The sequence below is a fragment of the Streptomyces triticagri genome, assembly GCF_003429565.1.
Classification (GTDB): domain Bacteria; phylum Actinomycetota; class Actinomycetes; order Streptomycetales; family Streptomycetaceae; genus Streptomyces; species Streptomyces triticagri.
The window spans coordinates 48,140-72,168 of the sequence record NZ_QUAK01000076.1 but is presented as its reverse complement, the minus strand read 5'-3'; the positions used below and the strand labels follow the sequence as shown (position 1 = coordinate 72,168).

The window sequence follows — 24,029 nt, the reverse complement described above, 5'->3', positions numbered from 1 at the left end:
GTCGATGTGCGCGTCACCGTCCTCTGCCGGCGGTGGTGACGGCGAATGCGTTGCCTGCCTGCCTGCCGATGGCGCGCCTGCGGGCGCCGAAACCGCGAGCAGCGCCGATCCCCACTTGCCGCTGCGGCAGCGTGTGCCCGGACACGGGCCCGGGGCCTGGTCGAGAGGTGTCAGGCGATCGCGGCGATGTCGCCGTTCTCGAAGTAGATCGCCTGATGCAGCTGCCCGCCCAGAGCAGTGGCGTAGCGCGTGAGGACCTCCTGGCCAGAGATGTGACCCTGTTCGATCTGGGACACGCGGCCCTTGGTGACTGCCATTCGCTCAGCCACCTGCTCCTGGGTGAGGCCGCGGGTCCTGCGGATCTCGGCGAGCCGGTGGCCAAGCACTTCGGAGAGGAGCTCCCTCTTGCCTTCGGCCACAGCCTCTTCGCCGCCGGCTCGGTCGACATGCTCGGCGCGGATGTCCTGCCAGCGGGTGTATCCGGTCATCGTGAGTCTCCCTCTTCCTCTTCGGCGCGGGACTTCAGGTAGGCCGTGTAGCGCTCCTCGGCGAGCGGAATGGCGTCGTCGTACCACTCGGTCCAGCGATCGCGTTTGTCTCCAGCCACCAGCAGGATGCTGGACCGCCATGGATCGAAGGCGAACAGAATCCGTACGGTCCCTGGGCGCAGCTCCTTGAGATTCTGAATGGTGGAGCCAGTGATCGTGTCCACCAGGGGGCGACCAAGGCCGGGACCTCCCTCGGCAAGGGCGTCCAGGGCCTGCACGACGCGGGTGTGCGTCGTGCGACCGAGGCCGTTGATCCACTCCACGACCTCGTCGGTCACGTAGATGTCCCACTCCACCTGTTCCACTCGCGCAGTATAGCAATAGCTATACGTCGTGCGGATTGCGCCCGAATCGTCACGCAAAGTGTGCGACGGTCGGCCTGGCGGTCGGCACTCCTCATGTCGACCTCGAACAATGTCGGGCCGAGCAGTCATGCGGCGGGTGCGGTCATGTGGCGTGGCCCCCGTCTCCGTCGGGCGCGCGGCGCCGATGCCGTCCCGGTTGCTGACGATCCGTCAGATCGGCGCTACCGTGGCAGACATGGAGACCTTCCCGAAGATCATCTCGGTGGACGACCACACGGTGGAGCCCCCCAACGTATGGCGGGACCGGCTCCCGTCGAAGTACCAGGACGCGGGGCCGCGCATCGTCCGGGCGCCGCTGAAGGAAATGACCTTTCTCGGCGGCAAGTTCGCGCCCGTCATGGGCAGTCCGGGCGACGACGGGCCGATCGGCGACTGGTGGGTGTACGAGGATCTGCACCGGCCGCTGACCCGCCTGGACACCGCCGTCGGCTACGACAGGGACGAGATCAAGCTCGAGGTCATCACGTACGAGCAGATGCGGCCCGGCTCGTTCAGCGTGCCGGAGCGGCTCGCCGACATGGATGTGAACCACGTCCAGTCCGCGGTCTGCTTCCCCACCTTCCCGCGCTTCTGCGGCCAGACCTTCACCGAGGCCAAGGACCGCGAGCTCGGGCTGCTCGGCGTGCGCGCGTACAACGACTGGATGGTGGAGGAGTGGTGCGGCCCCGAGGCGGGCGGCCGGCTCATCCCGCTCACCCTGATCCCGCTCTGGGACGCGCGGCTCGCCGCCGACGAGGTGCGGCGCAACGCGGCCCGCGGCGTACGGGCCGTGGCCTTCTCGGAGATACCCCCGCACCTCGGGCTGCCCTCGATCCACGGCGACGAATGGGATCCCTTCCTGCAGGCCTGCGACGAGACCGGCACGGTCATCGCCATGCACATCGGCTCCTCGTCCAAGATGCCGTCCACCTCGCCCGACGCGCCGCCCGCGGTCGGCTCCACCATCACCTTCGCCAACTGCTGTTTTTCGATGGTGGACTGGCTGATGAGCGGAAAGTTCGAGCGGTTCCCGAATCTGCGGATCATGTACGCGGAGGGCCAGATCGGCTGGATCCCGTACATCCTGGAGCGCGCGGACGTGGTCTGGGAGGAGAACCGCGGCTGGGGCGGGGTCGCGGACAAGGTGCTCCGGCCGCCGTCCGAGCTCTTCGCCGAGCACGTCTACGGCTGCTTCTTCGACGACGCCTTCGGCCTGAAGAACCTCGACTCGGTGGGTGTCGCCAACGTCCTCTACGAGACGGACTACCCGCACTCCGACTCGACTTGGCCGAAGTCCCGGCAGGTCGGCGAGGACCAGATGGGCCACCTGGACCCGGACGTCGTCGACCGGATCGTCCGCGGCAACGCCATCGACCTGCTCGGACTCACCGAGGACGGGCTGTGGGCGGGGGCGTGAGCGAGGCGCCGCCGCCGTGGCCGGGCGCCGTGCCCGGCCGGCTCGCGTACGGCATGCAGCTGCCCGTCCAGTCGCAGAGCAGCCTCTACGCCGAGCCCTGGGAGCCCGGGGCCGGCGTGGCGGACCTGGTGGCGGTGGCGCAGGCGGCCGACCGCGCGGGCTTCGCCTACGTCGCGACCTGCGATCACGTGGCGATCCCGCGCCGCCTCGCGGACGCGATGGGCACCACCTGGTACGACCCGGTGGCCACCCTCGCCCATCTCGCCGCCGTCACCGAGCGCGTGGGCCTGCTCAGCCATGTCGCGGTGGTGGGCCTCCGGCATCCGCTCGCCACCGCGAAGGCGTACGCGACCGTGGACCACCTCAGCGGCGGCCGGCTGATCCTGGGTGTCGGGGCCGGTCACGTACCGGAGGAATTCGCTGCGCTCGGAGCGGACTTCGAGAGTCGGGGCGCACTGCTCGACGAGACCCTGGACGCGCTGCGGGCGGCGCTCGGGCCGGAGGAGTATCCCGAACATCACGGCTCCCGCTACGAGTTCGAGGGTCTCGGGCAGCGACCGCGCCCCGCGCAGGCCCGCGTACCGCTGTGGGTGGGCGGCTCCTCGCCTGCCGCCCTGCGCCGGACCGCGGCGAAGGGCGACGGCTGGCTGCCGCAAGGCGATCCGCGTACCGAACTCCCGGCGCAGATCGCTCGGTTGAGGCAGCTGAGAGAAGCCGCCGGGGTGGCGGAACCCCTGGTCGTCGGAGCCATCACCGAACCCCTCTACATCGGCGATGCCGACTGGCCCGTCGGGCGGCGCATTCTCACCGGGAAGCCGGAGGCCGTCGCCGAGTCACTGCGCGCGTACGCGGCGATGGGTGTGCACCAGATCCAGGTGCGCTTCCGCTGCCGCAGCAGGGTCGAACTCACCGATCAGATAGAGGCGTTCGGCGCGGACGTCGGGCCGCTGCTGGGCACCGCCTGACGCCGGAGTCCGCCCGCACCCACGAGTCACGAGCTGCGCATCCCGGGGCCGCACCCCCGACCACCACATCACCCCTCGCACGCCACTCTCACCAGGAGCAACGCATGGGCAAGCTGGACGGTCGTGTCGTCGTCGTCACCGGAGCCGCGCGCGGTCAGGGCGAACAGGAGGCGCGGCTCTTCGCCGAGGAGGGCGCCCGCGTGGTGCTCGCCGACGTACTCGACGAGCAGGGTGAGGCCGTGGCGAAGGAGATAGGGGAGGAACGGGCCGCGTATGTGCACCTCGACGTGCGCCGGGAGGCGGAGTGGGCGGCGGCCGTCGCCGCGGCCAAGGACCGCTTCGGCAAGGTCGACGGACTGGTCAACAACGCGGGCATCCTGCGCTTCAACGCCCTGCTCGACACGCCCCTCGAAGAGTTCATGCAGGTCGTCGAGGTCAACCAGGTCGGCTGCTTCCTCGGTATCAAGACGGTCGCCCCCGAGATCGCGGCGGCCGGCGGCGGCACGATCGTCAACACCGCCTCGTACACGGCGATGACGGGCATGGCCGCGGTCGGCACGTACGCCGCGACCAAGCACGCGATCCTCGGGCTCACCCGGGTCGCCGCGATGGAGCTGGCGGAGGGGAGGGTGCGGGTCAACGCCATGTGTCCCGGCGCCATCGACACCCCGATGTCGAACCCGGCGCAGCTCGACCCGGCCGCCGACCCCGCGCTCTCCGCCGAGACCTCCGAGGCGCTCGACGGGCTCTACCGGAAGCTGGTGCCGCTCGGGCGGATGGGGCGGCCGCGGGAGGTCGCGGACCTGGCGCTCTTCCTGAGCTCGGGGGACTCGGCGTACATCACGGGGCAGCCGTTCGTGATCGACGGCGGGTGGCTTTCGGGGGTGAGTGTCGTATGAGTGTCGTATGACCCTGCGCCCGTCCGTCATCTGACTGGTCGTCAGTATTGACGGTCGTCGTGGCGGGTGGAACAGTCTGAGACGTAGATCTGACGGTACGTCAGAAACGGCGCCGGTGCGGCGACCCGGTATCGAAACAACGAGGACGGTGAACCTCCTTGGAATTCGGGCTCTTTGTACAGGGATACGTCGGCAAGCGGGCGGAGACCGATCCGCTTGCGGAGCACAAGGCGCTGATGGAGGAGACCGAGTACGTCATCCAGGCCGACAAGTCGGGCTTCAAGTACGCCTGGGCCTCCGAGCACCACTTCCTGGAGGAGTACTCGCACCTCTCGGCCAATGATGTCTTCCTCGGCTACCTCGCCCACGCGACCGACCGCATCCATCTCGGTTCCGGCATCTTCAACCCGCTGGCCCAGGTCAACCACCCCGTGAAGGTCGCCGAGAAGGTCGCCATGCTGGACCATCTCTCCGAGGGGCGCCACGAGTTCGGGTCCGGGCGCGGGGCCGGCTCGCACGAGATCCTCGGGTTCATACCGGGCGTCACCGATATGAACTACACCAAGGAGATCTGGGAAGAGACGATCGCCGAATTCCCGAAGATGTGGCTACAGGACGAATACGTCGGCTTCCAGGGCAAGCACTGGTCGCTGCCGCCCCGCAAGATCCTGCCCAAGCCGTACGGCAAGTCGCATCCGGCCATGTGGTACGCGGCCGGCTCCCCGCCCTCGTACGCGATGGCGGCGCGCAAGGGGCTCGGGGTGCTGGGCTTCAGTGTGCAGAAGGTCTCGGACATGGAGTGGGTGCTCGAGCAGTACAAGAGCGCCATCCAGGACGCCGAGCCGATCGGCGACTTCGTCAACGACAACGTGATGGTCACGTCCACGGCGGTGTGTGCGCCGACGCACGAGGAGGCGGTACGGATCGCTGCGCGGGGCGGGCTGCACTATCTGCAGTCGCTGCTCTTCCGGTACCACGACACGTTTCCCCGTCCTGAGGGGTTTCCGGTGTGGCCCGAGACGCTGCCCGAGTACAACGAGGAGATCATCGAACTCCTCATCGCCGAGGAGCTGTTGATCTGCGGCGACCCGGACGAGGTCCTTCGGCAGTGCAAGCGGTGGGAGCAGGCGGGGGCGGACCAGTTGTCCTTCGGACTGCCGGTCGGGGTGTCTCGCGAGGACACGCTCCAGACGATTCGTCTGGTGGGGGAGCATGTGATTCCGAAGATCGATACGGATCCGGTCCATAGGACCGCCAGGTTCCGGGGTGCCACGTCGTGACGGGGGCCCGTCCGGCACCACCTTCTGCCCGTCCGGCACCACCTTCAGCCCGTCGGGCACCAAATCCAGCCCGTCCGGCGTTTGAGGACGAGGCCGCCAGGCCGATGCGTTTCAGCCCGTAGGGCACTCTCAGCCCGTCCGGCGTTTGAGGACATCTTTTGACCGGCGGTCAAGCACGTGGCTTCCAGGGCTCCGCCCCGGACCCCGCTCCTCAAACGCCGGAGGGGCTGGATATGCCGGGCTGGGCTGGATTTGCCGGGCTGGGCTGAACGTGCCGGGCTGAGTTGGCCCGTCAGGGCAAGAGACCACCGGCCGGTGGAGGACACCTCGTAAATCCGGCCGGCGGGGACCGGCCGCGGGTTTCCCGGACCCGGGCCGGCCCGGAGAAGGAAACCGGCGGGGCGTCGGGGAAGGCGTGGCGGCCACACCGCCCCGACCCCCCACCGGCGGCGGGAAGCCGAAACCCAAAAGCCGACCACACCCCCGCGACCCCCGGAGGGATCATGCTCGACCACCTCATCAAGAGCGCGACCGTCGTCGACGGCACCGGCACCCCCTCGTACGTCGCAGACGTCGGCATCCGGGACGGCCGTATCGCCGTGATCGCCGAACCCGGAACCGTCACCGAGGACGCGCACACCAGCGAGGACGCAACCGACCGCGTCCTCGCCCCCGGCTTCGTCGACCCGCACACCCACTACGACGCCCAGCTGTTCTGGGACCCGTACGCCACCCCGTCCCTCAACCACGGCGTCACCACCGTCGCCAACGGCAACTGCGGATTCACCCTCGCGCCCCTCAATCCCGACCGCCCCCAGGACGCCGACTACACCCGCAGGATGATGTCGAAGGTGGAGGGCATGTCCCTGGTGGCCCTGGAGGAGGGCGCCCCCTGGGACTGGTCCGGATTCGGCGATTTCCTGGACCGCCTGGACGGCCGTATCGCCGTCAACGCCGGTTTCATGGTGGGCCATTGCGCGCTGCGCCGGTACGTGATGGGCGAGGACGCCGTCGGCGGACAGCCCACCCAGGAGCAGCTGGCCGCCATGATCCGGCTCTTCCACCAGGCGATGGACGAGGGCGCCTGGGGCCTGTCCACCACCCAGTCCTCCACCCACTCCGACGGCGACGGACAGCCGGTCGCCTCGCGGCACGCCGAGCCCGCCGAGCTGCTCGCCCTCTCCAAGGCCGTGTCCGAACACGAGGGCACCCAGCTGGAGGCGATCGTCGCGGGCTGCCTCGACCAGTTCTCCGACGACGAGATCGACCTGTTCGTGGAGATGAGCTCAGCAGCGGGCCGACCCCTCAACTGGAACGTCCTGACCATCGACGCCGCCGTCCCCGAACGCGTACCGCGCCAGCTCGTGCCCAGCGAACGCGCCCGCAAGGCCGGCGGCCGCATCGTCGCCCTCACCATGCCGATCCTCACGCCGATGAACATGTCGCTCGGCACCTTCTGCGCCCTGAACCTGATCCCCGGCTGGGGCGACATCCTGGGCCTGCCCGTACCGGAACGCATCGCGAAGCTCCGCGACCCGGATGTACGGGCCGAGATGCTGCGCCGCGCCGACTCCAAGGAGGCGGGCGTCTTCCGCCGCCTGGCGAACTTCGGGCGCTACGTCATCGGCGACACCTACAGCCCAGAGAACGAGGGCCTCACCGGCCGTGTCGTCCGCGACATCGCCGCCGAGCGCGGCCAGGACGACTTCCAGTGCCTGGTCGAGATCTGCGCCAACGACGAACTGCGCACGGTCCTCTGGCCGATGCCGACCGACAACGACCCCGACTCCTGGGAGCTGCGCCGCCAGGCCTGGGAGCACGAGGACATCATGCTCGGCGGCTCCGACGCCGGCGCCCACCTGGACCGGATGTGCGGCGCCCCGTACACGACGCGCTTCCTCGGCGACTGTCTGCGCGGCCGCAAACTGGTCGGCCTGGAGCGGGCGGTGAAGATGCTCACCGACGACCCGGCGCAGCTCTTCGGGCTGCGCGAGCGCGGCCGGATCGCCGAGGGCTACCACGCGGACCTCGTCCTCTTCGACCCCGAGCGGATCGACGCGGGCAAGGCCACCCTGGTGCACGACCTGCCCGGCGACAGCCCGCGCCTCGACTCCAAGGCCATCGGCATCGAGGCGGTCTGGGTGAACGGCGTGGCCGCGATCCGCGACGACGTCGTCACCGGCGCCGTACCCGGCAAGGTGCTGCGCTCCGGTCGCGACACCAGGACGGTGAGCACCCGGTGAGCAGCATCGCCCAACAGCCCGACGAACAGCGGCTGTTCATCGCGGGGGAGTGGGTCGAGCCGGAAGGCGGCCACTATCCGGTCGTCGACCCGGCGACGGAGGAGACCGTCGGGCTCGCGCCCGAGGCGAGCCGCGCCCAGGTGCAGGAGGCGGCGGCCGCCGCCGCGGACGCCTTCGGCGCCTGGTCCCGTACGACGCCGGAGGAGCGTGCGGCCGTACTCGACCGCGCGGCCGGCCTCATGCAGCGCGACCTCGCCGCACACGCCGAACTGGCCCAGGCCGAGAGCGGCGCCACCACCGGCACCGCCCGCGGCATGCAGGTCGGCGTGGGCATCGCCCGCTTCAAGCGGTACGCGAAGGGCGCACTCGAACCCGTCGAGCAGGCCCTGCCCCCGCAGGTCACCCCGGCCGGCCCGATGGGCAAGGGCGGTGTGCTCGGCGCACTCGCGGTCCGCCGCCCCGTCGGCGTCGTCACCTGCATCACCTCGTACAACAACCCCTGGGCCAACCCGGCGGGCAAGGTGGCACCCGCCCTGGCCATGGGCAACACGGTGGTCGTCAAACCGGCGCCCCAGGACCCGCTCTCCGTCTACCGGATGGCCACCGCCCTGAGCGAGGCGGGCGCACCGCCCGGCGTCGTGAACGTCGTCAGCGGCGCCCGGCCCGAAGTGGGCGAGGCGGCCGTGGACTCCCCGCACGTCGACATGGTCAGCTTCACCGGCAGTACGGCGGTCGGTCAGCGCATCGCCGAGGTCTGCGGCCGCGGCATGAAACGCCAGTTGATGGAGCTCGGTGGCAAGGGCGCGGCCCTCGTCCTCGACGACGCCGACCTGGACGCCGCGATCGCCGGCATCGGCACCACGTACTCCTTCTACAGCGGCCAGATCTGCACGGCCCCGACCCGCGTGATCGCCCAACGAGGCATCTACGAACGCCTGGTGGAGGGCCTTGCGGGATACCTCGCGCGGCTCCCGCTCGGCGACCCCCGCGCCCGCGGCACGGTCGTCGGCCCGGTCATCTCCGCCGCCCACCGCGACCGCATCGAGTCGTACGTCTCGCTCGGCCGCAAGGAGGGCGCGAAACTGGTCGCGGGCGGCGAACGCCCGCCCCTGGAGCAGGGTTTCTACGTCGCACCCACCCTCTTCGCCGACTGCACCGCCGACATGCGCATCGTCCGCGAGGAGATCTTCGGCCCGGTCGTCGTGGTCGTCCCCTTCGACGACGAGGACGAAGGCCTCGCCCTCGCCAACGACACCGACTACGGCCTCATCGACTACATCTGGACCACCGACACCCCTCGAGCCTTCCGCCTCGCCGCCCACCTCCGCTCCGGCGGCGTAGGCATCAACACCATCGGCCGCAACATGGAGTCCCCCTTCGGCGGCTTCAAACAAAGCGGCGTGGGCCGAGACGTGGGCTCGTACGCCCTGCATGCGTACAGCGAGATGCAGTCGGTGGTTTGGGCGGGGTGAAGCGCTGCTACAGCGGCACCGGCTCACGACCGAGCTTCGAGTTGCCGCGGACCGGGGCGAGGTCCTGCCCGTCGATCTGGAGCGACTGCAGAGGGAGGTGAGACCACAGGTGCAAGCCCATTCGATCGACCATCCCTGCTAGGCGAACCCCGAAGTCAACGCGGCAGCCCAGGAGCACAGTTCTACATCCCGTGGACCGCGCACCCACCCGGACTACCTTCCTCGGAGTAGGGCACAGCTCATCCCCGCGTTGGATTCCCCATATATCCCTTCGGGACACAGTGGGCCGTGACATCACAGTCGATCGCGCGACAGGAGTACGTGATGCTGCTGATCGAGGTCTTCGTGCCCAGAGGCGCCTTGAGCGACGAGGAGCGGCGGAAGCTGGGACACCGGCTCATCGACACGCTCATGGTCGAGGACGACAGTCACGCCATCGAGATCATCGACGCCCAGCGCACGATCACGCAGGTACTCGTGCACGAGCCCGCCACGTGGGTCCTCGGCCAGAGGCCGACGGCGGACCCGGCCGATCCACCGCGCTACCTGGTGCGGGTCACCGTTCCGGCATCGTGGCGCAAGGAGATGAGTGGCTACACCGTCGAGATCGTGACCAGCGTGCTGGCTGAGACCGAGCAGGACGCCGGCCGCGACCCCGAGCGGGTCCGGCGCGAACCACATGCGGTGATCCTCGTGGACGGCATCACCGAGGGTGGCGTCGGGATCCACGGGAAGGCCATGGGCAGCATGGACCTCACGGAACTCATCTCCCGTCCGTACCGCGACAAGGCCGCCGTCCACCCGTCGAAGCCGCCGCAGGGCACGCTGATCGACCCGATCTGCGGCATGAGTGTGGTCCTCGACGACTCCACGCTCACGCTGGTGCATGAGGGTGCCCTGTACGGCTTCTGCCATGGCCTGTGCCGACGGGCCTTTGCGGACGAACACGGGGTGCCGCTAGGCCAGTAGCCGCGCAGCGACGCCTGGTGCCGGTCCGGCGGGGTCACCGAACTCCGCTAGCAGGTCCACGTGCCACGGGTCGACCAGCCCCCGCCGCGAAACCGGCGTCACGCCCCGCCCCTCTCGTACGCCGCCGTCCGCTGCTGTGCCGCGCGCACCCGTGCCACGTCCAGCTTCTCGGAGCGGTCGAAGCGGTAGATGCCGTTCTGCTCCTGGAAGACGTCGGTGAGCTGGGTGTAGCAGTAGCCGAACATGTCGGGGTCGTCGAGGAGCACGCCGGTCAGGCCCTCGAAGCGGTGGTGGAAGTCCTCCTCGTCGCGCGGGCGTTCGCCGTATCCCCAGGACGTGCTGCGGTCGGTGTCGGCCGGGACGGCGGCGTCCGGGTTCCACCAGATGCCGCCGAACTCGCTGCAGAAATAGGGCTGTCCGGCATACGGCGTGGACCAGACCGCGTCACCGGGCTCGTCGTCCGGATTGACGAACGGCCGGTCCTTGTCGAGGCCGGACATCAGGGCGCGGAACGCCTCGGGGTCCTGCTCGTAGCAGTGCGAGTCGTAGACGTCGGTCTCCGGGACGCGGTGGGAGTAGCCGGAGGCGTCGATGACGGGCCGTGTGGTGTCGGCGGCCTTGGTGGCCAGGAACATGCCGCGGGTGACGTCGTCGAGGGTGGTGTTGCGGTCGTGGAGCAGCTGGCGGGTCTCGTTGAGCGGGCACCAGCCGATGAGGGAGGGGTGGTTGTAGTCGCGTTCGACGGCCTCCAGCCACTGGGTGATGAATCCGGGGGTGGCCTGCTGGTTGTCGTCGCTGAGCGGGCCCGGCGAGGCGCCCCAGTCGCCGAACTCGCCCCAGACCAGGTAGCCGAGGCGGTCCGCGTGGTGCAGGAAGCGCTCCTCGAAGACCTTCTGGTGCAGGCGCGCGCCGTTGAATCCGGCGGCGAGGGACAGCTCGATGTCGCGGACCAGGGCGTCGTCGGAGGGGGCCGTCATCAGGCCGTCGGGGTAGTAGCCCTGGTCCAGGACGAGGCGCTGGAAGACCGGTTCGCCGTTGAGCAGGATCCGCTTGCCGTCGATGGAGACGGAGCGCAGTCCGGTGGTGCAGCGCGCCGAGTCGACGACCGTGCCGTCCGGGTCGAGCACGTCCAGGTGCACCTCGTACAGGTGCGGGTCCGCGGGCGACCACGGGCGGCGGCGCTCCTCGGGTACGGGCAGGACCAGGCGCGGGGCCAGGTCGAGGTGGGCGGGCACCTCGGCCTCGGACACGGTGCCGGCGTCGTCGGTGAGGCGGGCGCGGACCCGGTGGCCCGCGCGGCTGCCCGCCAGCGGGAGCTCCAGATGGAAGCAGCCCGCCGCGAAGTCCGGTGTGATGCGCGGGCGTCGGAGGTGGGTCGGGGCCACCGGCTCCAGCCACACGGTCTGCCAGATGCCGGTGGTCCGGTGGTACAGGCAGGTGTGGTTGGCGTACAGGGTGGACTGCTTGCCGCGTGCCTGCGGGCCCTGCGCGGCGTCCCGGGCCCGTACGACGATCACCGCGTCCTCGCCGGGTCGTACCGCATCGCCGATGTCCGCGGCGAAGGAGGTGAAACCGCCGCTGTGGCGGGCGATTTCGCGGCCGTTGACCCAGACGGTCGCATCGTGGTCGACGGCGCCGAAGTGCAGTACGGGGCGGCGGCCGGTCCATTCGGCGGGGATCCGCACCGTACGCCGGTACCAGACGGCGTGATGGAAGTCGGTGTCGCCGATGCCGGACAGCTCCGACTCCGGGCAGAACGGCACGGTGATCCGCTCGGGCAGCTCCGCGGCCTCGACCAGTCCGCGCTCGAGGCCGCTGTCGCCGGGGTCGCGGGCGAACTCCCAAGTGCCGTTGAGATTCAGCCAGTCCGTACGGACGAAGCTCGGGCGCGGGTACTCCGGGCGCGGCTGCTCGGCCGGTGTCTGTTCGGATCGCGGCTGCGACGGGTCGGGGAGGGCAGCCGGTGCGGGGGACGGGGCGGACGTGGCGCTCCTCGGCGAAGACATGGCGCTCCTCGGCGAATGATGGGGGAAAGGGCGGTTATTGCAGCACAGGATTACATCGTTGGAAAGAGCTCTCGCAGAACTCCGGCAGATCGACGGACAACGAGGTCGGATCCATGGACAACGATGTCGGATCCATGCACAGTGGCGCTCGGCGCGGGCAGTTTCCCCGGCCGTTGATAACGCTGTCACCGTGACGCGAGGAGCTGTGAACATGCGCAACGTGTCCAGACGAACCTTCCTGCGGGCCAACGGGGCCGTACTCGCCGCGGGCGTCCTCGGCGCCCAACTGCCCGCCACTGCCCATGCCTTGGGCTCGACCTCCACCCCGATGCTGCCGTCCTTCGGCCGCGCCACTCACCTGGACGTCGCCGGCGTGGGCGCCCTGCACGGCTACGACCAACTGCTCCTGACGACCCTCCAGGGCGTCGTCAACCGCGAACAGCCCCGTCTGTACTTCGACTTCGCCTTCGAGGACAGCGGCGCCGACCGCACCTGGCTGAGCAGTACGGGCGCCGACGTCACCGAACACGACGACCCGCTCGCCCTCTTCGACCGCTACCGCCACGAGATCGGTGGCGCGATCCTGCACGACCCCGGCGTCCCGGACTCCGTCAACGTCGCCACCACCCTGGCCGGCATCGAGGGCGCCGTCGCCGCGACCGCCGAACAGGCCGAGAAGTACGGCCTGAAGATCATCGAGGACCTGCGCGGCCGCTTCGACGCCGCCGATCCCGCCGCCACCTACCGCTGGCAGCTCGAGCACCTCTTCCCGCGCTGCTCCGACGTCCTGGTCGCCGGCCTCCCGCCGACCCGCACGGTGGAGATCGAGGGGGTGAAGTGGCGTGAGGTCGCCCGCGAGAAGGAGCGCATCCGCGACCGCTCCAACCGCGAGGTCCGCACCCTGGACCTGAGCGCCGAACTCGGCGGCGACGACGGCGTCTTTCTGCGCTTCCAGGACTCCTTCGAGGACGACGGCTGGGGCGCGTCGGTCGGCGAGGTCGCGGTCCTCGCGGACGGTACGGAGATCGCCGCGTTCACGCCGGGCACCGACGCCGAGGAGCCCTTCCTGTTCTCCTCGGACGGCTCGGCCGTCTCCAGCGAGATCCCGTCGCGCTTCTGCGACGGTGGCGGCTACTTCGTGTACCGCTTCGAGGCACCGCCCGGCACGAAGAAGCTCGAATTCCGGGCCGACATGTTCAACCAGTTCCTGGTGACGGCGACGACCGCGAAGCCGACCCGGGTGGAGCCCTTCCCGTACTTCCGCGACTACGCCGTCGCAGCACAGGCCATGACCGTATGGCTGCCCCCGTCCGGCGAGACCGGCGACGTACTCGACGAGGTCTTCGCGGAACTGGCGCCCGGCACCCCGTACACCGGCTGGTTCTCCAACGACGTCGCCGGCGAGTGGGGCGGCGTCGACCGTGCCTCGCAGCACGGGGTGCCGGTGGTGCCCGCCGACTTCTACATGAACGGCACCGTGCACGCCGGGGTCGGCGCCGAGATCTCCGACCGGGTCCCGAAGGCGCCGGCCGCCGATCTCCGCAATCGCGTGTACCTCACCCTGACCGTCGGCGAGGGCGACAACGTCCAGTACTGCCAGCGCCACATGCGCGAACTGTGGGACCACACGGACCGCGGCAAGGTCCCGGTCAACTGGACCGTCAGCCCGCTGCTCGCCGACATCGGCCCGGCGCTCCTCGCGCACTACCAGCGCACCGCCACCGCCAACGACCTGCTGATCTGCGGCCCCTCGGGCGCCGGCTACTCCTACGCCGGCGCGTGGCCCGCGGACATCCTGGACCGCTACACCGAGCTGACCGGCCACTACATGCGCCACACCGGCATTGACCTGGTGTACGCGTACAACCCGCGCACCGAGGAGGACGACGGCTGGATCCCGTTCGACGAGCGGGTGGTCGCCTCGTACCGGGACCATGCGCCGGTGCGCGGCATCATCCAGTCCTGGGAGAGCGGCGACCTGCAGATCAGGCCGGCCGGCGTGCCCGTCATCGGCAACTTCTCGCCGACCGGGAGCGCCGCGGAGTACCACGAGAGCCTGCTCGCCCACATCGGGGACTGGGACGGGAACTCCCCGATGTTCATCGCGGGCGCGATCAACGCCTGGAACTGGACACCGGGCGACATCGCCGAGCTGGCCGGGCTCCTCGGGGACCCCTTCGAGCTGGTACGGGGCGACACCTTCTTCACGCTGCTCGACGAGGCGGGGTGAGGCGTACCGCCTGAGCCTCGGAGCCCGCCGTCGGAAAATTTTGATTCGCCACAAAACGGACGCACCTGCGGATTCCGTTTCCGGCGCCGGCCCATGGTTACGGCCCGCGGGCGCTCTCCGCCGCCACCGTGCACCCCACCGGCATGGATATCGCAGCGCTTAACGTTTCCGTCCATGACACAGCTGGGCACACGGGACGGCACTGTGCACGACGGCGTGCGCGACGCCGCGCACGCGGGAACGGCCACCGACGACAGCGGCGTACGGGGCAAGGGCCTCGGCGGCAATTCGGTGGGCCTGGCCGGCAGCGCGGTGATCGGCATCTCCACCGTCGCCCCCGTCTACTGCCTGACCTCCACCCTCGGGTCCACGGCCGGCGAGGTGGGTCTGCACATGCCGGCCGTCTTCCTCGCCGGATTCCTGCCGATGCTGCTCGTGGCGTTCGCGTACCGGGAGCTCAACCGGGACATGCCGGACTGCGGTACGTCCTTCACCTGGACCGTGAAGGCCTTCGGCCCGCGCATCGGCTGGATGTGCGGCTGGGGCCTGGTGATCGCGACGATCATCGTCCTGTCGAATCTCGCCGGCGTCGCCACCTCGTACCTCTGGCTGCTCCTCGGCGAGATCAGCGGCAGCGCATCGGTCGCCGCGCTCGACGACAGCAAGCCGGTGCACATCGTGACCTGTCTCGTCCTGATCGCGGTCGCCACGGCCGTCAGTCATCGCGGCATGACCGCCACCAAGGGCGTGCAGTACGCCCTGGTCGGACTGCAGCTCGTGGTGCTCGCCATGTTCGTCGCGATGGCCTTCTCGAAGGCCGGCGACTTCGCCACCGGCGTCGACTTCTCCTGGTCCTGGCTGAACCCGTTCTCCGTCGGCTCCTTCGCCGCCTTCACCGCGGGCCTCTCGCTGTCGATCTTCATGTACTGGGGCTGGGACACCTGCCTCACCGCCAACGAGGAGACCGTCGGCAGTGACCGCACCCCCGGCCGCGCCTCGCTGATCGCGATGATCGTCCTGGTCGGCTCGTACCTCGCCACCGGCGTCGCCGCGCAGATGGCTGTCGGCTCCGGCGACCGCGGCCTCGGTCTCGGGAATCCGAAGACCTCCGAGAACGTCTTCGCCGCGCTCGCCGGACCCGTCATGGGCCCCGGCCTCAGCGTGCTGCTCTTCGTCGCCGTGGTCGCCTCCGCGACCGCCAGCCTGCAGACCACCTTCATCCCCGTCGCCCGTACGGTGCTCGCGATGTCCACGTACGAGGCGCTGCCGGCCTCGTACGCGAAGGTGCACCCGCGGTTCAAGACGCCGGGCCGTGCGACGGTCACGGCCGGCATCGCGACGGCGGTCTTCTACACGGTCATGACCCTGGTCTCCGAGCACGTCCTGGTCGACACGATCTACGCCCTCGGCCTCATGATCTGCTTCTACTACGCGCTGACCGCCTTCGCCTGCGTCTGGTACTTCCGCGCCGATCTGCGGACGAGCGGGCGCGATCTGCTCTTCAAGGGTGTCTTCCCGTTCGTCGGCGGGGTGCTGCTCACCGCCGTCTTCGCCAAGACGCTCTACGACATGTGGGACCCGGCGTACGGCAGCGGGTCCTCGGTGCTCGGTGTCGGCTCCGTGTTCGTCATCGGGGTCGGCCTGCTTGCCCTCGGCGCGATCATCATGATCGCCTTCGGGCGGCGCAGCCCGGCCTTCTTCCGCGGCGAGATCCTCAAGAAGGAGACGCCGGCGCTGGTCGTCCCCGAGTAGTCCCGCGGCGGCCGTGCTTGACCCGGGGACGACGAGCGCGTGGGCCTCAGTCCTTCCCGAGGAACACCGGATTGGTGAACGCCGCGAGCGCCCCCGGCAGCCCCTCGACGGCCGGTGCGTGCCGCACTTCCGCGCGGACATAGGAGGCGTAGGAGGCCGTGGTGCTCCACTGCGCGGAGGCCGTACCGGACTCCGGGATCGCCGGACCGGTGAACAGCGTGCCCTGATCGGTCACGAAGTGGACCGTGCAGCCGGGCGCGCCCTGCACATCGAGGCGCACCGACACCGGCTCCTCCGGGCCGACCTCGAGCCGCCCGCCGATGCCCGCATGCTGCCCGCGCCCGCCCACGGCCCCGAACTCCAGTGACACCGCGGCCGATTCGGCCACATAGCTGCGGCCCTTCCTGATCCCCTCCTGGATCGCCTCGCGCGTCAGGTCCTCGGCGAGCACCACGGTCTGTGGGCCGCCGATACGGTCCGGGTCCTTGTGCGAGTCGCTGTTGCCCATGGCCGGGATCCAGCCGCGGCGCGACGACTGCAGCGTGTTGTCCCAGTCCTGCAGGGACACCTCGTCGTCGGGGGTGTACGGGCCGTTCCACACCTCCACCGCGTCCGCCTCGCCGAAGCCGAACTTCCAGTTGCAGCCGATGCAGGTGGCGTGCGGATGGGCCGGCACGACCAGGCCGCCGGCCCGGCGGATCTCCCGTGCGTAGTGGCCGAAACGGTTGTCGCGGGCCCGGTAGCGCCAGTCCACGAACGTCCCCGGATCCGTGCCGAGCGCCACCACGTGCCCGTTGCGCGTGGTGACCTCTTCGCCGAGCAGGATCAGCAGGTCGTCGCCCGCGTGCTCGGCCCAATGCGCGTGTGCGGACTGGGTGTTGTGCTCCGAGGTGTTGATGAAGTCGAGCCCGGCGGCGCGGGCGAGCGCGGCGATCTCCGCCGGGGTGCGCTGCCCGTCCGAGTACCAGGAGTGGATGTGGCAGTCACCGCGATACCAGGCCCGGCCGCGCCCCTTGGCGCGCTCCGGCGGATAGCTGGGCTTCGGGGTGCGGCCGGGTTCGCCGTACGTCAGCGTGATCGTCACCTCGTACGGGAGGCCGTCGGGGGCGACGGTGTACGGGCCGAGCGCGATGTGCCAGGTCCCGGCCCGGATCCGTCCCGGGACGTACCCCGGGGTGGCGTCGTCGGCCCGGATGAAGAACTCACTGCGCGCACCGCCCGACCAGCCCCGGAACCCCTTGCCTCCGAGCGCGGTGCCGCGCTCGTCGAAGATGCCGATGTCGAGGGCGTTGCCCTGCGTGCCGGCCGGCACCTCGGGCTTCTCGTACGTGTACGAGACGTGCAACTCCCGTACTCCGTGCGGCACTTCGACCGGCAGGTACACGTAGTCGGGGGATCCGGTGGGCAGCGTGCCGCGGACGGTCTTCGTCCGGGGCCGGTCCCGCCTGCCCCCTTCGGCCCCGTCGGCTCCGGGCTGCTCGGCAGCGTTCGCGAACGTCACGGTGTTCAACGTAAGCGCCGCCGCCGCGCCCGTCACGAGCAACGCACGTCTGTCGGGGTGGCGGCCGGCGCCTCTGCTGTGTTCCTCGCACATGGTGGTGGCTCCCGGATGGTTGTGGGCGGCCTGTCCTCGCGTGGGTGTGCAGGGCACTCTGGTATTTAGGAGTGAACTCCGGTGAAAGGGAAGGGGACTGTTGCCGGCTCGTCTTTCGTTGGGTCGGTGCTACCTCACCGCTGTGATGCGGTCGAGTGGTACATCCCATTCGATGCCGCCGCCCTCCGGAGCCATGAATGCCTGGCTCTTGACCAGCTTGCCGTTGGACTTGAGGCGTTCTTCGACGACACCCATCAGCAGGCCCGTGCGCTCGGAGATCGAGTCCAACACGAGGGTTCCGCGTGGATAGGGCAGTTCGCCGTGGTTGAGCGTCGTCGCCGCCTTCTCGTGGCCGGTCACTCGTGGCCTCCTTGCCGGAGGACGTCGGCCAGCCTTGCGGCCACGTCTGCTCGTACGCGACCCAGTTCCACGAGCTTCAGAGTCGGGGACGCGGCATCGACCGCGAGCGAGGGGAGGACGATGCCCACCCCGACCAGTGCGGCCTTGAGGGACTCCATCGCCGTGAACGGGTCGATGGTCTCCTGTTCCTTGGTCGTCATGAACTGGACGCTAGAACCGGCGGGTTGGTGCGCGGTACGCTGTTTTCTCGACTTTGCTCGGCGGTCACGAACATTGCCGGTGTTTTCTCTTCGGCCCGCCGCGATCCCGTGGTGCCGAGGCAGAGGCTCTGGCCATGCTGTTGGATCAGGTCCCCTGGAACGGAGAGCGCTTCATGGCCCGTCAGCTTCGCTTCACCGGCACAGACAGCAAGGTCGATGGCTGCCCCGCCCTGCACACGGACGAGGGCACCGGCGATGTCATTGTTCAGGGCGCGCCCGTCACCGCCCCCGAAGACCTCGCGCAGCTCCAGCACTTCGGGCCCGAAGATGCAGCGGTGGTCGTGCCCCGCGAACTGCTCGTGACCTGGGGGCCGAAGGAGATGGAGCGCGTGCCCGAACTCGTGGACCGGGCCACCTTCCGCCGCCTCTTCGAGACCTTCGAGCACACCGCCTGGCGGCTCGAGACACGACGGGGTTACGCCTCGGACCGCGAGGACCCCGACTTCCGGGCATTCCTGGCCACCGGGTCCTCGCCATGCGACCCCGACGAGCCCTGGTTCGTCAACATCAAAGCCCAGACCGAGGCCGGCAGGACGGTCGGCCGGGTGCGCGTCGCGGACAGCCCACCCACCGCCGAGCAGCGGTTCCTGCTCGACTACGCCCGGCACAACGCGGCGGTGGGCGAGGACATCCGCTACCTGTGGCGTGAGGACGCCCACCGCGCCGCGCTGCCCGCCGAGGACTTCTGGATCTTCGACTCGCGACTCGTCGCGGTGCTGCACTTCGACGAAGCGGACACCATCACGGACATCGAGTTGATCACCGAACCGGCCGAGGTCGTCCGGTACTGCATCGTCCGTGACGCGGCGATGCATCACGCTGTCTCGCGGGACGAGTTCGCCGCGCAGGTGGCCGCGGCCGGATAGCGCGGGCGACCGGTGAGCACCGACTACCAGCAGGCCAGGGTGGCCCTGGGGGTGCGGCTGCGTGAGCTGCGCTTCTCCTGCCCTGGTGGCCGCCTCACCGGTCAGCAGCTCGCCGAGCGTCTCGGGTGGCAGGGCTCCAAGGTCAGCAAGCTGGAGAACGGCAAGCAGACGGCCACCCCCGAGGACCTGAGGGCGTGGGCCGATGCCACCGGGCAGCCCGATACGTATGCTGAACTGGCCGCCCGCCTCGCGGGGTTCGAGTCCCACATCAGGTCGTGGCGCAGAGCGTTGGCGAACGGCTTCAAGCCGATGCACGAGGGGCTGAGCGCAGAGATCGACCGCACCTCGGACATATGGCTCTGGGAGGAGTCGGTGATCCCCGGCCTGTTGCAGACTCCCGAGTACGCCCAGCACGTCATCCGGCGGTACGCCGAACTGCTGGGCGGCGCCGATGACGTCGATGCCGCCGTGCGGTCCAGGGTGCGGCGTCAGGAGTGGCTGTACCGGCCCGGCCGCAAGCTGCACGTCCTGATGTGGGAGGCCGCGTTGCGCTCGCTGATCTGCCCGCCCGCCGTGCTGGCCGCCCAGCTTGACCGCCTCACCGGAATGATCGGCATGGACACGGTCGAGCTGGGCGTCGTCCCCTTCAAGGCACCCGTCAAGATCGTGCCCGCCAACGGCTTCTGGGTACTTGACGACCGGCTGGTCGTCGCAGAGGACTGGCACGCCGAGATGTGGCTGGACGACGCCGACAACATCGCCTTGTACTCGAAGGTCTGGCACACCTTGCGCGAGTCGGCCGTGTACGGGTCCGAGGCCCACCACGTCATCAACGCCGCCCGCCGTGCTGTTGACCCGCATTGACACAGCATCTCTGTCCCTCCGCAGAGCTACACGCAGGTGTCCACCGTGCGGTGATGAAGTCGGTGGCCCGGGGGCCGTAGCGTTTCAGTCACGCACCCGGACCTGCACCTGCGCCCGCACCCGCATCCACGACCCGGCCGAAGGACACCGCATGAGTATGAGACGTACGGCCGCCGCCGCGCTGTCATCCGCCGCAACTACACTGCCCCGATGATCGGTTCACCGGACCTCCGGGGGCTCTGGCGCCGGTACGGGTCGAAGGTGGTCTATCCGTTTCTCGGTGTACTGCTCTTCGCCGGGTCCTTCGTGCCGTCGATGCAGAATCACGGCACCCAGGTCGGTGGCGTGGAGGCCAGGCCCTTCGACGTACTCGCCGTCGTGGTCATCGCCGTCGAGGCGCTGCCGCTCGTCGTCTGCCGGCGGTGGCCCGCGGTCTCCACCGCGCTCGTCGCCGTCGGATTCTCCGCCGACCAGCTCCTCGGTTACCACTCCCTCGCGGGGACAGCGCTGCCCGTCGTCCTCATCTGTCTGGGCTCCCGTCTCGAGCGCCAACGACGCCTGGCCGTAGGGTTGTTGACGGTCGCATTCCTCGCCCTTGCCGTCGCCCTGGACAGGACGGGCTCGGGTGAGCCGGTCAGCGAGATGGTGATCCTGTACGTGGCCCTCGCCGTGGCCTGGGCCATCGGATCCTGGCTGCGCTCCACCCGGGCCGCGGAGGCCGAGCGCCGGCTGCGGGTCGCCGAGGAGACCCGGCAGGCGGAGCGCACCCGTATCGCCCGCGAACTCCACGACGTGGTCACCCACCATGTGACCGCGATGGTCGTACAGGCCGAGGCGGCCCGCTATCTCACCGCGGCACCCGAGCGCCTCGACCAGTCCCTGACCGCCGTCACGGACACCGGACGGCAGGCCATCACCGACCTGCGTCACCTCCTCGACCTGCTCAACCCGGACCACGGGACCGAGCCGAAGGTTCCCGTCGTCGGCCGTATCCGCACCCTCGTCGAGCAGACCAGGCGGGCCGGCCAGCCGGTCGAGTACAGCGAGCACGGCACGCCCGCCGAATCGACCGGCAGCGGCGATCTGGTGGCCTACCGGGTCGTACAGGAGGCCCTGACAAACGCCCTCAAGTACGCTCACGGAAGCCGAACTTCGGTGCAGGTGCAGCATGGGGACAGGGAGATAACCGTGGAGGTCGGCACGGACGGGTCGGGGATGCGGTCCGACGTCCCCGGCGGCAGCGGCCGGGGCCTCGCGGGCCTGCGCGAGCGCGTCGACGTACTGGGCGGCGACTTCAGCGCGGGCGGCCGCACGGGCGGCGGCTTCCTCGTACGGGCCAGGATCCCGGCCGGGAACCGCTCGTGACCGATCCCACCCGGGTCCTGGTGTGCGACGACCAGATGCTGGTGCGCACCGGCCTGGTCACGATCATCGACTCGCAGCCGGACATGGAGGTCGCGGGCGAGTGCGAGGACGGCCGCGCCGCGGTCGACCTCGCCGCCGAGATCGAGCCGGACGTGGTGGTGATGGACGTCCGGATGCCGGTCCTCGACGGCATCGAGGCCACCAAGCTGCTCGCCGGCGCCGGCGTCGAGCATCCGGTCAAGGTGCTCGTGGTGACCACGTTCAATCTGGACGAGTATGTCTACGACGCGCTCCGCGCGGGCGCGAGCGGCTTCTTACTGAAGGACGCTCCGCCGTCCCAACTCCTGCACGGGATCCGGACGGTGGCCATGGGCGCGGCGCTCCTCGACCCGGAGGTGACGCGCCGGCTCGTCGGTCGGTACGCGGCGAGGATCCGCCCCGCGGACGGCGAGCGCGAGCAGGACGTACCGCTCAGCCCGCGCGAGCTGGAGGTCCTCCGCCTGATCGCCGACGGCCTCTCCAACAGCGAGATAGCCGCGGCTCTCGTCCTCAGCCAGGAGACCGTCAAGACGTTCGTCTCCCGCATCCTCACGAAGCTCGATCTACGAGATCGGGTGCAGGCGGTTGTGTATGCGTATCGGCGGGGGCTTGTGACCTGAGCGGCGGGAGATCGATGGCGGTGCCGCTCAACGCGGGCATGATCACAGCCGGTCGACCGCGAGCGAGGGGCGGCGGGCCAGGGGTGACCGGCCGGCGGACGCGGTGGACCGGCCACTCCTGTACCGGCGGACAATTGAGGCCACCCAAGCCTTGAGACCGCAGCCCGGAAGGCTGATCCTGAGCCCCCATCGCCCCGGGAGGAATCTTGCGGATCTCGGCCACGCTCTTCCTGACCGACCGGACCATCGCCCCGACCGCCCTCGCCCGCGCCCTGGAGGAGCGCCGCTTCCACGCCCTCCATCTGCCCGAGCACTCCCACATCCCCGTCACCACCACCTCCCGCTACCCCGGCGGGGTGATGCCCCCGGAGTGCGCGCGCATGCTCAACCCGTTCGTCGCGCTCGCGCAGGCCGCCGCGGTGACCGAGCGACTTCACCTCGGCACGAACATCACCCTCGTCGCCCAGCACGACCCCATCGACCTGGCCAAGCAGGTCGCCACCCTGGACCACCTCTCCAGCGGCCGCGTCACCCTCGGTATCGGCTACGGCTGGAACCGCGAGGAGGCCGCCGACCACGGCGTCGACTGGCCGCGCCGCCGCACCCTGGTGAGCGACCGCCTGGCCGTGATGCGCGCGCTGTGGGCACCTGAACCCACGGCGTACGAAGGGGAGTTGGCCCGTGTCACCGCTTCCGATGTACACCCGAAGCCGGCCCGTACGCCGCGGTCGGGCCCGGCTGGCCCGCTGTACGGCCCGCGGATCCTCATCGGGGGCGCCGCGGGACCCCAACTCTTCGCCCGTATCGCCGCGGAGGCGGACGGCTGGATGCCGGTCGGCGGCAGCGGCCTCCGCGAGACCCTCCCCACCCTCCGCACCGCCTGGAAGGACGCGGGCCGCAACCCCGACGACCTCCACCTCACCCTCTCCGGCGTCGACCCCACCCCCGGCAAACTCACCTACTACCGCGACCTGGGCATCGACGAGGTCATCCTCCAACTCCCACCGTCCGACACCCCCACAGTCATCGCCACCCTCGACACCTACGCCAAATACTGCTGACCTGCCCCGCGACCCGACGGCTTCCGGAAATCCCTGGTCAGATGCCGTTTCAGCCAAGATCCGTACACGATTCCGACAAGATCACCACCCGGTGCGCCACAGCCCCGACCGCGCCCGTACGGTCGCTCAGTGTCTCTGCTCTATACCGACTGCAGCTTTGCTCACCGGCCCCGCCGTCCCGTACTCAGTTCTCTCACCCTGGAGTTCGCAGGGAGGTGCACCGTGCTGCTCGGGCCCAACGGGGCCGGGAAGTCCACGTTGATGGGGGTCGGAGCGTCCGTGCTCGTGCCGGATGCGGGGCGGGTGGAGTGGCGTGGGCTCGGTGCCTCGGGCAGGCGGGAGCGGGCGGAGTATCGGCGTCGCGTCGGGTGGCTGCCGCAGCACATCGGTGCTGTGCCCGGCCTGACCGTGCGGGAGCAGGCGGCGTACGCGGGGTGGCTCAAGGGGCTGTCGAAGCGCGCGGCGTGGGATCGGTCGGTGCGGGCGCTTGAACGGGTCCGCCTGACGGAGCTGGCCGGGCGGCGCAGTCATGAGCTGTCCGGCGGGCAGTTGCGCCGGCTCGGGATCGCCCAAGCCGTCGTGCATGAAGCCGAGTTGGTGCTGCTCGATGAGCCGACTGCCGGCCTCGATCCGGTGCAGCGTGGTGTCTTCCGCGAGTTGGTGGGGGAGCTGTCGGAGAGTGTCCGGTTCGTGGTCTCCACGCACCAGACCGAGGATCTGGCGGACATCTACGACGCGGTGGTCGTGTTCGACCGCGGTGTCCCCGTCTTCCAGGGCGACACGGCGGGATTCCTCGGCCTTGCTCCCGGTGACGGGTCGCCGGAGCGCCGGGCCGAGGACGCGTACCGGAGCCTCGTGCGCGGGGAGGTGTGAGC

The 24,029-nt window shown here is 69.9% G+C and carries 21 protein-coding genes; 15 read left to right on the top strand and 6 right to left on the bottom strand.

Annotated features, from left to right (window positions below; genetic code table 11):
• Positions 1–170: 170 nt before the first annotated feature.
• Together DY218_RS14270 and DY218_RS14265 are read right to left on the bottom strand one after the other, a co-directional pair.
• Positions 171–488, bottom strand: coding sequence for a helix-turn-helix domain-containing protein (locus DY218_RS14270; RefSeq protein ID WP_128556383.1), 318 nt, complete (start codon positions 486–488; stop codon positions 171–173).
• Positions 485–853 carry a type II toxin-antitoxin system RelE/ParE family toxin gene (locus tag DY218_RS14265; protein ID WP_128556382.1) on the bottom strand — a complete coding sequence of 123 codons (369 nt, stop codon included), beginning with the start codon at positions 851–853 and terminating at the stop codon, positions 485–487. Before DY218_RS14265 ends, DY218_RS14270 begins: the two co-directional genes overlap by 4 nt.
• 235 nt (positions 854–1,088) lie before the next feature.
• Here DY218_RS14265 and DY218_RS14260 point away from each other — a divergent pair, with 235 nt between their 5' ends.
• The 7 genes from DY218_RS14260 to DY218_RS14230 all read left to right on the top strand — a co-directional run bounded on the left by DY218_RS14260 (position 1,089) and on the right by DY218_RS14230 (position 10,137).
• Positions 1,089–2,309, top strand: coding sequence for an amidohydrolase family protein (locus DY218_RS14260; protein WP_128556381.1), 1,221 nt, complete (start codon positions 1,089–1,091; stop codon positions 2,307–2,309).
• A gap of 53 nt (positions 2,310–2,362) precedes the next feature.
• Positions 2,363–3,274 carry an LLM class F420-dependent oxidoreductase gene (locus tag DY218_RS14255; protein ID WP_128556404.1) on the top strand — a complete coding sequence of 304 codons (912 nt, stop codon included), beginning with the start codon at positions 2,363–2,365 and terminating at the stop codon, positions 3,272–3,274.
• Positions 3,275–3,378: 104 nt separating this feature from the next.
• Positions 3,379–4,173, top strand: a complete 795-nt coding sequence (locus DY218_RS14250; protein WP_128556380.1) for an SDR family NAD(P)-dependent oxidoreductase — start codon at positions 3,379–3,381, stop codon at positions 4,171–4,173.
• Positions 4,174–4,331: 158 nt separating this feature from the next.
• The gene (locus DY218_RS14245) at positions 4,332–5,453 is read left to right on the top strand and encodes an LLM class flavin-dependent oxidoreductase (RefSeq protein ID WP_128556379.1); all 1,122 of its coding nucleotides are present in this window, start codon (positions 4,332–4,334) and stop codon (positions 5,451–5,453) included.
• Between the two features lie 503 nt (positions 5,454–5,956).
• Positions 5,957–7,696 (top strand): N-acyl-D-amino-acid deacylase family protein, encoded by a 1,740-nt coding sequence (locus DY218_RS14240; protein WP_128556378.1) that lies wholly within the window; start codon positions 5,957–5,959, stop codon positions 7,694–7,696.
• Complete coding sequence (locus tag DY218_RS14235; RefSeq protein WP_233521590.1) at positions 7,693–9,168, top strand: aldehyde dehydrogenase family protein; 1,476 nt, start codon at positions 7,693–7,695, stop codon at positions 9,166–9,168. The genes DY218_RS14240 and DY218_RS14235 overlap by 4 nt, the downstream gene beginning before the upstream one ends.
• A gap of 288 nt (positions 9,169–9,456) precedes the next feature.
• Positions 9,457–10,137 (top strand): YHS domain protein, encoded by a 681-nt coding sequence (locus tag DY218_RS14230; RefSeq protein WP_128556377.1) that lies wholly within the window; start codon positions 9,457–9,459, stop codon positions 10,135–10,137.
• 98 nt (positions 10,138–10,235) lie between these two features.
• On the opposite strand, the gene DY218_RS14225 is transcribed toward DY218_RS14230, so the two are convergent.
• On the bottom strand, positions 10,236–12,143 hold the full coding sequence (locus tag DY218_RS14225) for a glycoside hydrolase family 2 protein (RefSeq protein ID WP_128556376.1): 1,908 nt from the start codon (positions 12,141–12,143) through the stop codon (positions 10,236–10,238).
• A gap of 220 nt (positions 12,144–12,363) precedes the next feature.
• Here DY218_RS14225 and DY218_RS14220 point away from each other — a divergent pair, with 220 nt between their 5' ends.
• Together DY218_RS14220 and DY218_RS14215 are read left to right on the top strand one after the other, a co-directional pair.
• Positions 12,364–14,373: a GxGYxYP domain-containing protein gene (locus DY218_RS14220; protein WP_233521589.1), complete on the top strand. Its 2,010-nt coding sequence runs from the start codon at positions 12,364–12,366 to the stop codon at positions 14,371–14,373.
• A gap of 174 nt (positions 14,374–14,547) precedes the next feature.
• Positions 14,548–16,125: an APC family permease gene (locus tag DY218_RS14215; protein ID WP_128556374.1), complete on the top strand. Its 1,578-nt coding sequence runs from the start codon at positions 14,548–14,550 to the stop codon at positions 16,123–16,125.
• 46 nt (positions 16,126–16,171) lie between these two features.
• Here the strand turns inward: DY218_RS14215 and DY218_RS14210 are convergent, their stop codons facing one another.
• From DY218_RS14210 to DY218_RS14200, 3 genes are all read right to left on the bottom strand, one after another.
• The gene (locus DY218_RS14210; protein WP_128556373.1) at positions 16,172–17,719 is read right to left on the bottom strand and encodes a CehA/McbA family metallohydrolase; all 1,548 of its coding nucleotides are present in this window, start codon (positions 17,717–17,719) and stop codon (positions 16,172–16,174) included.
• A 129-nt stretch (positions 17,720–17,848) separates the two neighbouring features.
• Positions 17,849–18,079: a hypothetical protein gene (locus DY218_RS14205; RefSeq protein WP_128556372.1), complete on the bottom strand. Its 231-nt coding sequence runs from the start codon at positions 18,077–18,079 to the stop codon at positions 17,849–17,851.
• Complete coding sequence (locus tag DY218_RS14200) at positions 18,076–18,279, bottom strand: hypothetical protein (RefSeq protein WP_128556371.1); 204 nt, start codon at positions 18,277–18,279, stop codon at positions 18,076–18,078. Before DY218_RS14200 ends, DY218_RS14205 begins: the two co-directional genes overlap by 4 nt.
• 173 nt (positions 18,280–18,452) lie before the next feature.
• Between DY218_RS14200 and DY218_RS14195 the strand changes: the two genes are divergently transcribed.
• From DY218_RS14195 to DY218_RS14170, 6 genes are all read left to right on the top strand, one after another.
• On the top strand, positions 18,453–19,205 hold the full coding sequence (locus tag DY218_RS14195) for a DUF6879 family protein (protein WP_128556370.1): 753 nt from the start codon (positions 18,453–18,455) through the stop codon (positions 19,203–19,205).
• 12 nt (positions 19,206–19,217) lie between these two features.
• Complete coding sequence (locus tag DY218_RS14190; RefSeq protein WP_128556369.1) at positions 19,218–20,069, top strand: helix-turn-helix domain-containing protein; 852 nt, start codon at positions 19,218–19,220, stop codon at positions 20,067–20,069.
• 210 nt (positions 20,070–20,279) lie between these two features.
• Positions 20,280–21,434, top strand: coding sequence for a sensor histidine kinase (locus tag DY218_RS14185; RefSeq protein WP_128556368.1), 1,155 nt, complete (start codon positions 20,280–20,282; stop codon positions 21,432–21,434).
• A complete protein-coding gene (locus tag DY218_RS14180) occupies positions 21,431–22,093 on the top strand; it encodes a response regulator (protein ID WP_128556367.1) in 663 nt (220 codons plus the stop codon). Before DY218_RS14185 ends, DY218_RS14180 begins: the two co-directional genes overlap by 4 nt.
• A gap of 206 nt (positions 22,094–22,299) precedes the next feature.
• Positions 22,300–23,154: an LLM class F420-dependent oxidoreductase gene (locus tag DY218_RS14175; protein ID WP_128556366.1), complete on the top strand. Its 855-nt coding sequence runs from the start codon at positions 22,300–22,302 to the stop codon at positions 23,152–23,154.
• Between the two features lie 129 nt (positions 23,155–23,283).
• Positions 23,284–24,027 (top strand): ATP-binding cassette domain-containing protein, encoded by a 744-nt coding sequence (locus DY218_RS14170; protein ID WP_128556365.1) that lies wholly within the window; start codon positions 23,284–23,286, stop codon positions 24,025–24,027.
• Positions 24,028–24,029: the final 2 nt, after the last annotated feature.

What these genes read in the sequence shown, in the direction of transcription:
- DY218_RS14270 (WP_128556383.1), bottom strand. Translation starts at nt 488, where the DNA reads ATGACCGGATACACCCGCTGGCAGGACATCCGCGCCGAGCATGTCGAC.
- DY218_RS14260 (WP_128556381.1), top strand. Translation starts at nt 1,089, where the DNA reads ATGGAGACCTTCCCGAAGATCATCTCGGTGGACGACCACACGGTGGAG.
- DY218_RS14255 (WP_128556404.1), top strand. Translation starts at nt 2,363, where the DNA reads ATGCAGCTGCCCGTCCAGTCGCAGAGCAGCCTCTACGCCGAGCCCTGG.
- DY218_RS14250 (WP_128556380.1), top strand. Translation starts at nt 3,379, where the DNA reads ATGGGCAAGCTGGACGGTCGTGTCGTCGTCGTCACCGGAGCCGCGCGC.
- DY218_RS14240 (WP_128556378.1), top strand. Translation starts at nt 5,957, where the DNA reads ATGCTCGACCACCTCATCAAGAGCGCGACCGTCGTCGACGGCACCGGC.
- DY218_RS14225 (WP_128556376.1), bottom strand. Translation starts at nt 12,143, where the DNA reads ATGTCTTCGCCGAGGAGCGCCACGTCCGCCCCGTCCCCCGCACCGGCT.
- DY218_RS14215 (WP_128556374.1), top strand. Translation starts at nt 14,548, where the DNA reads ATGACACAGCTGGGCACACGGGACGGCACTGTGCACGACGGCGTGCGC.
- DY218_RS14210 (WP_128556373.1), bottom strand. Translation starts at nt 17,719, where the DNA reads ATGTGCGAGGAACACAGCAGAGGCGCCGGCCGCCACCCCGACAGACGT.
- DY218_RS14200 (WP_128556371.1), bottom strand. Translation starts at nt 18,279, where the DNA reads ATGACGACCAAGGAACAGGAGACCATCGACCCGTTCACGGCGATGGAG.
- DY218_RS14195 (WP_128556370.1), top strand. Translation starts at nt 18,453, where the DNA reads ATGGCCCGTCAGCTTCGCTTCACCGGCACAGACAGCAAGGTCGATGGC.
- DY218_RS14185 (WP_128556368.1), top strand. Translation starts at nt 20,280, where the DNA reads ATGATCGGTTCACCGGACCTCCGGGGGCTCTGGCGCCGGTACGGGTCG.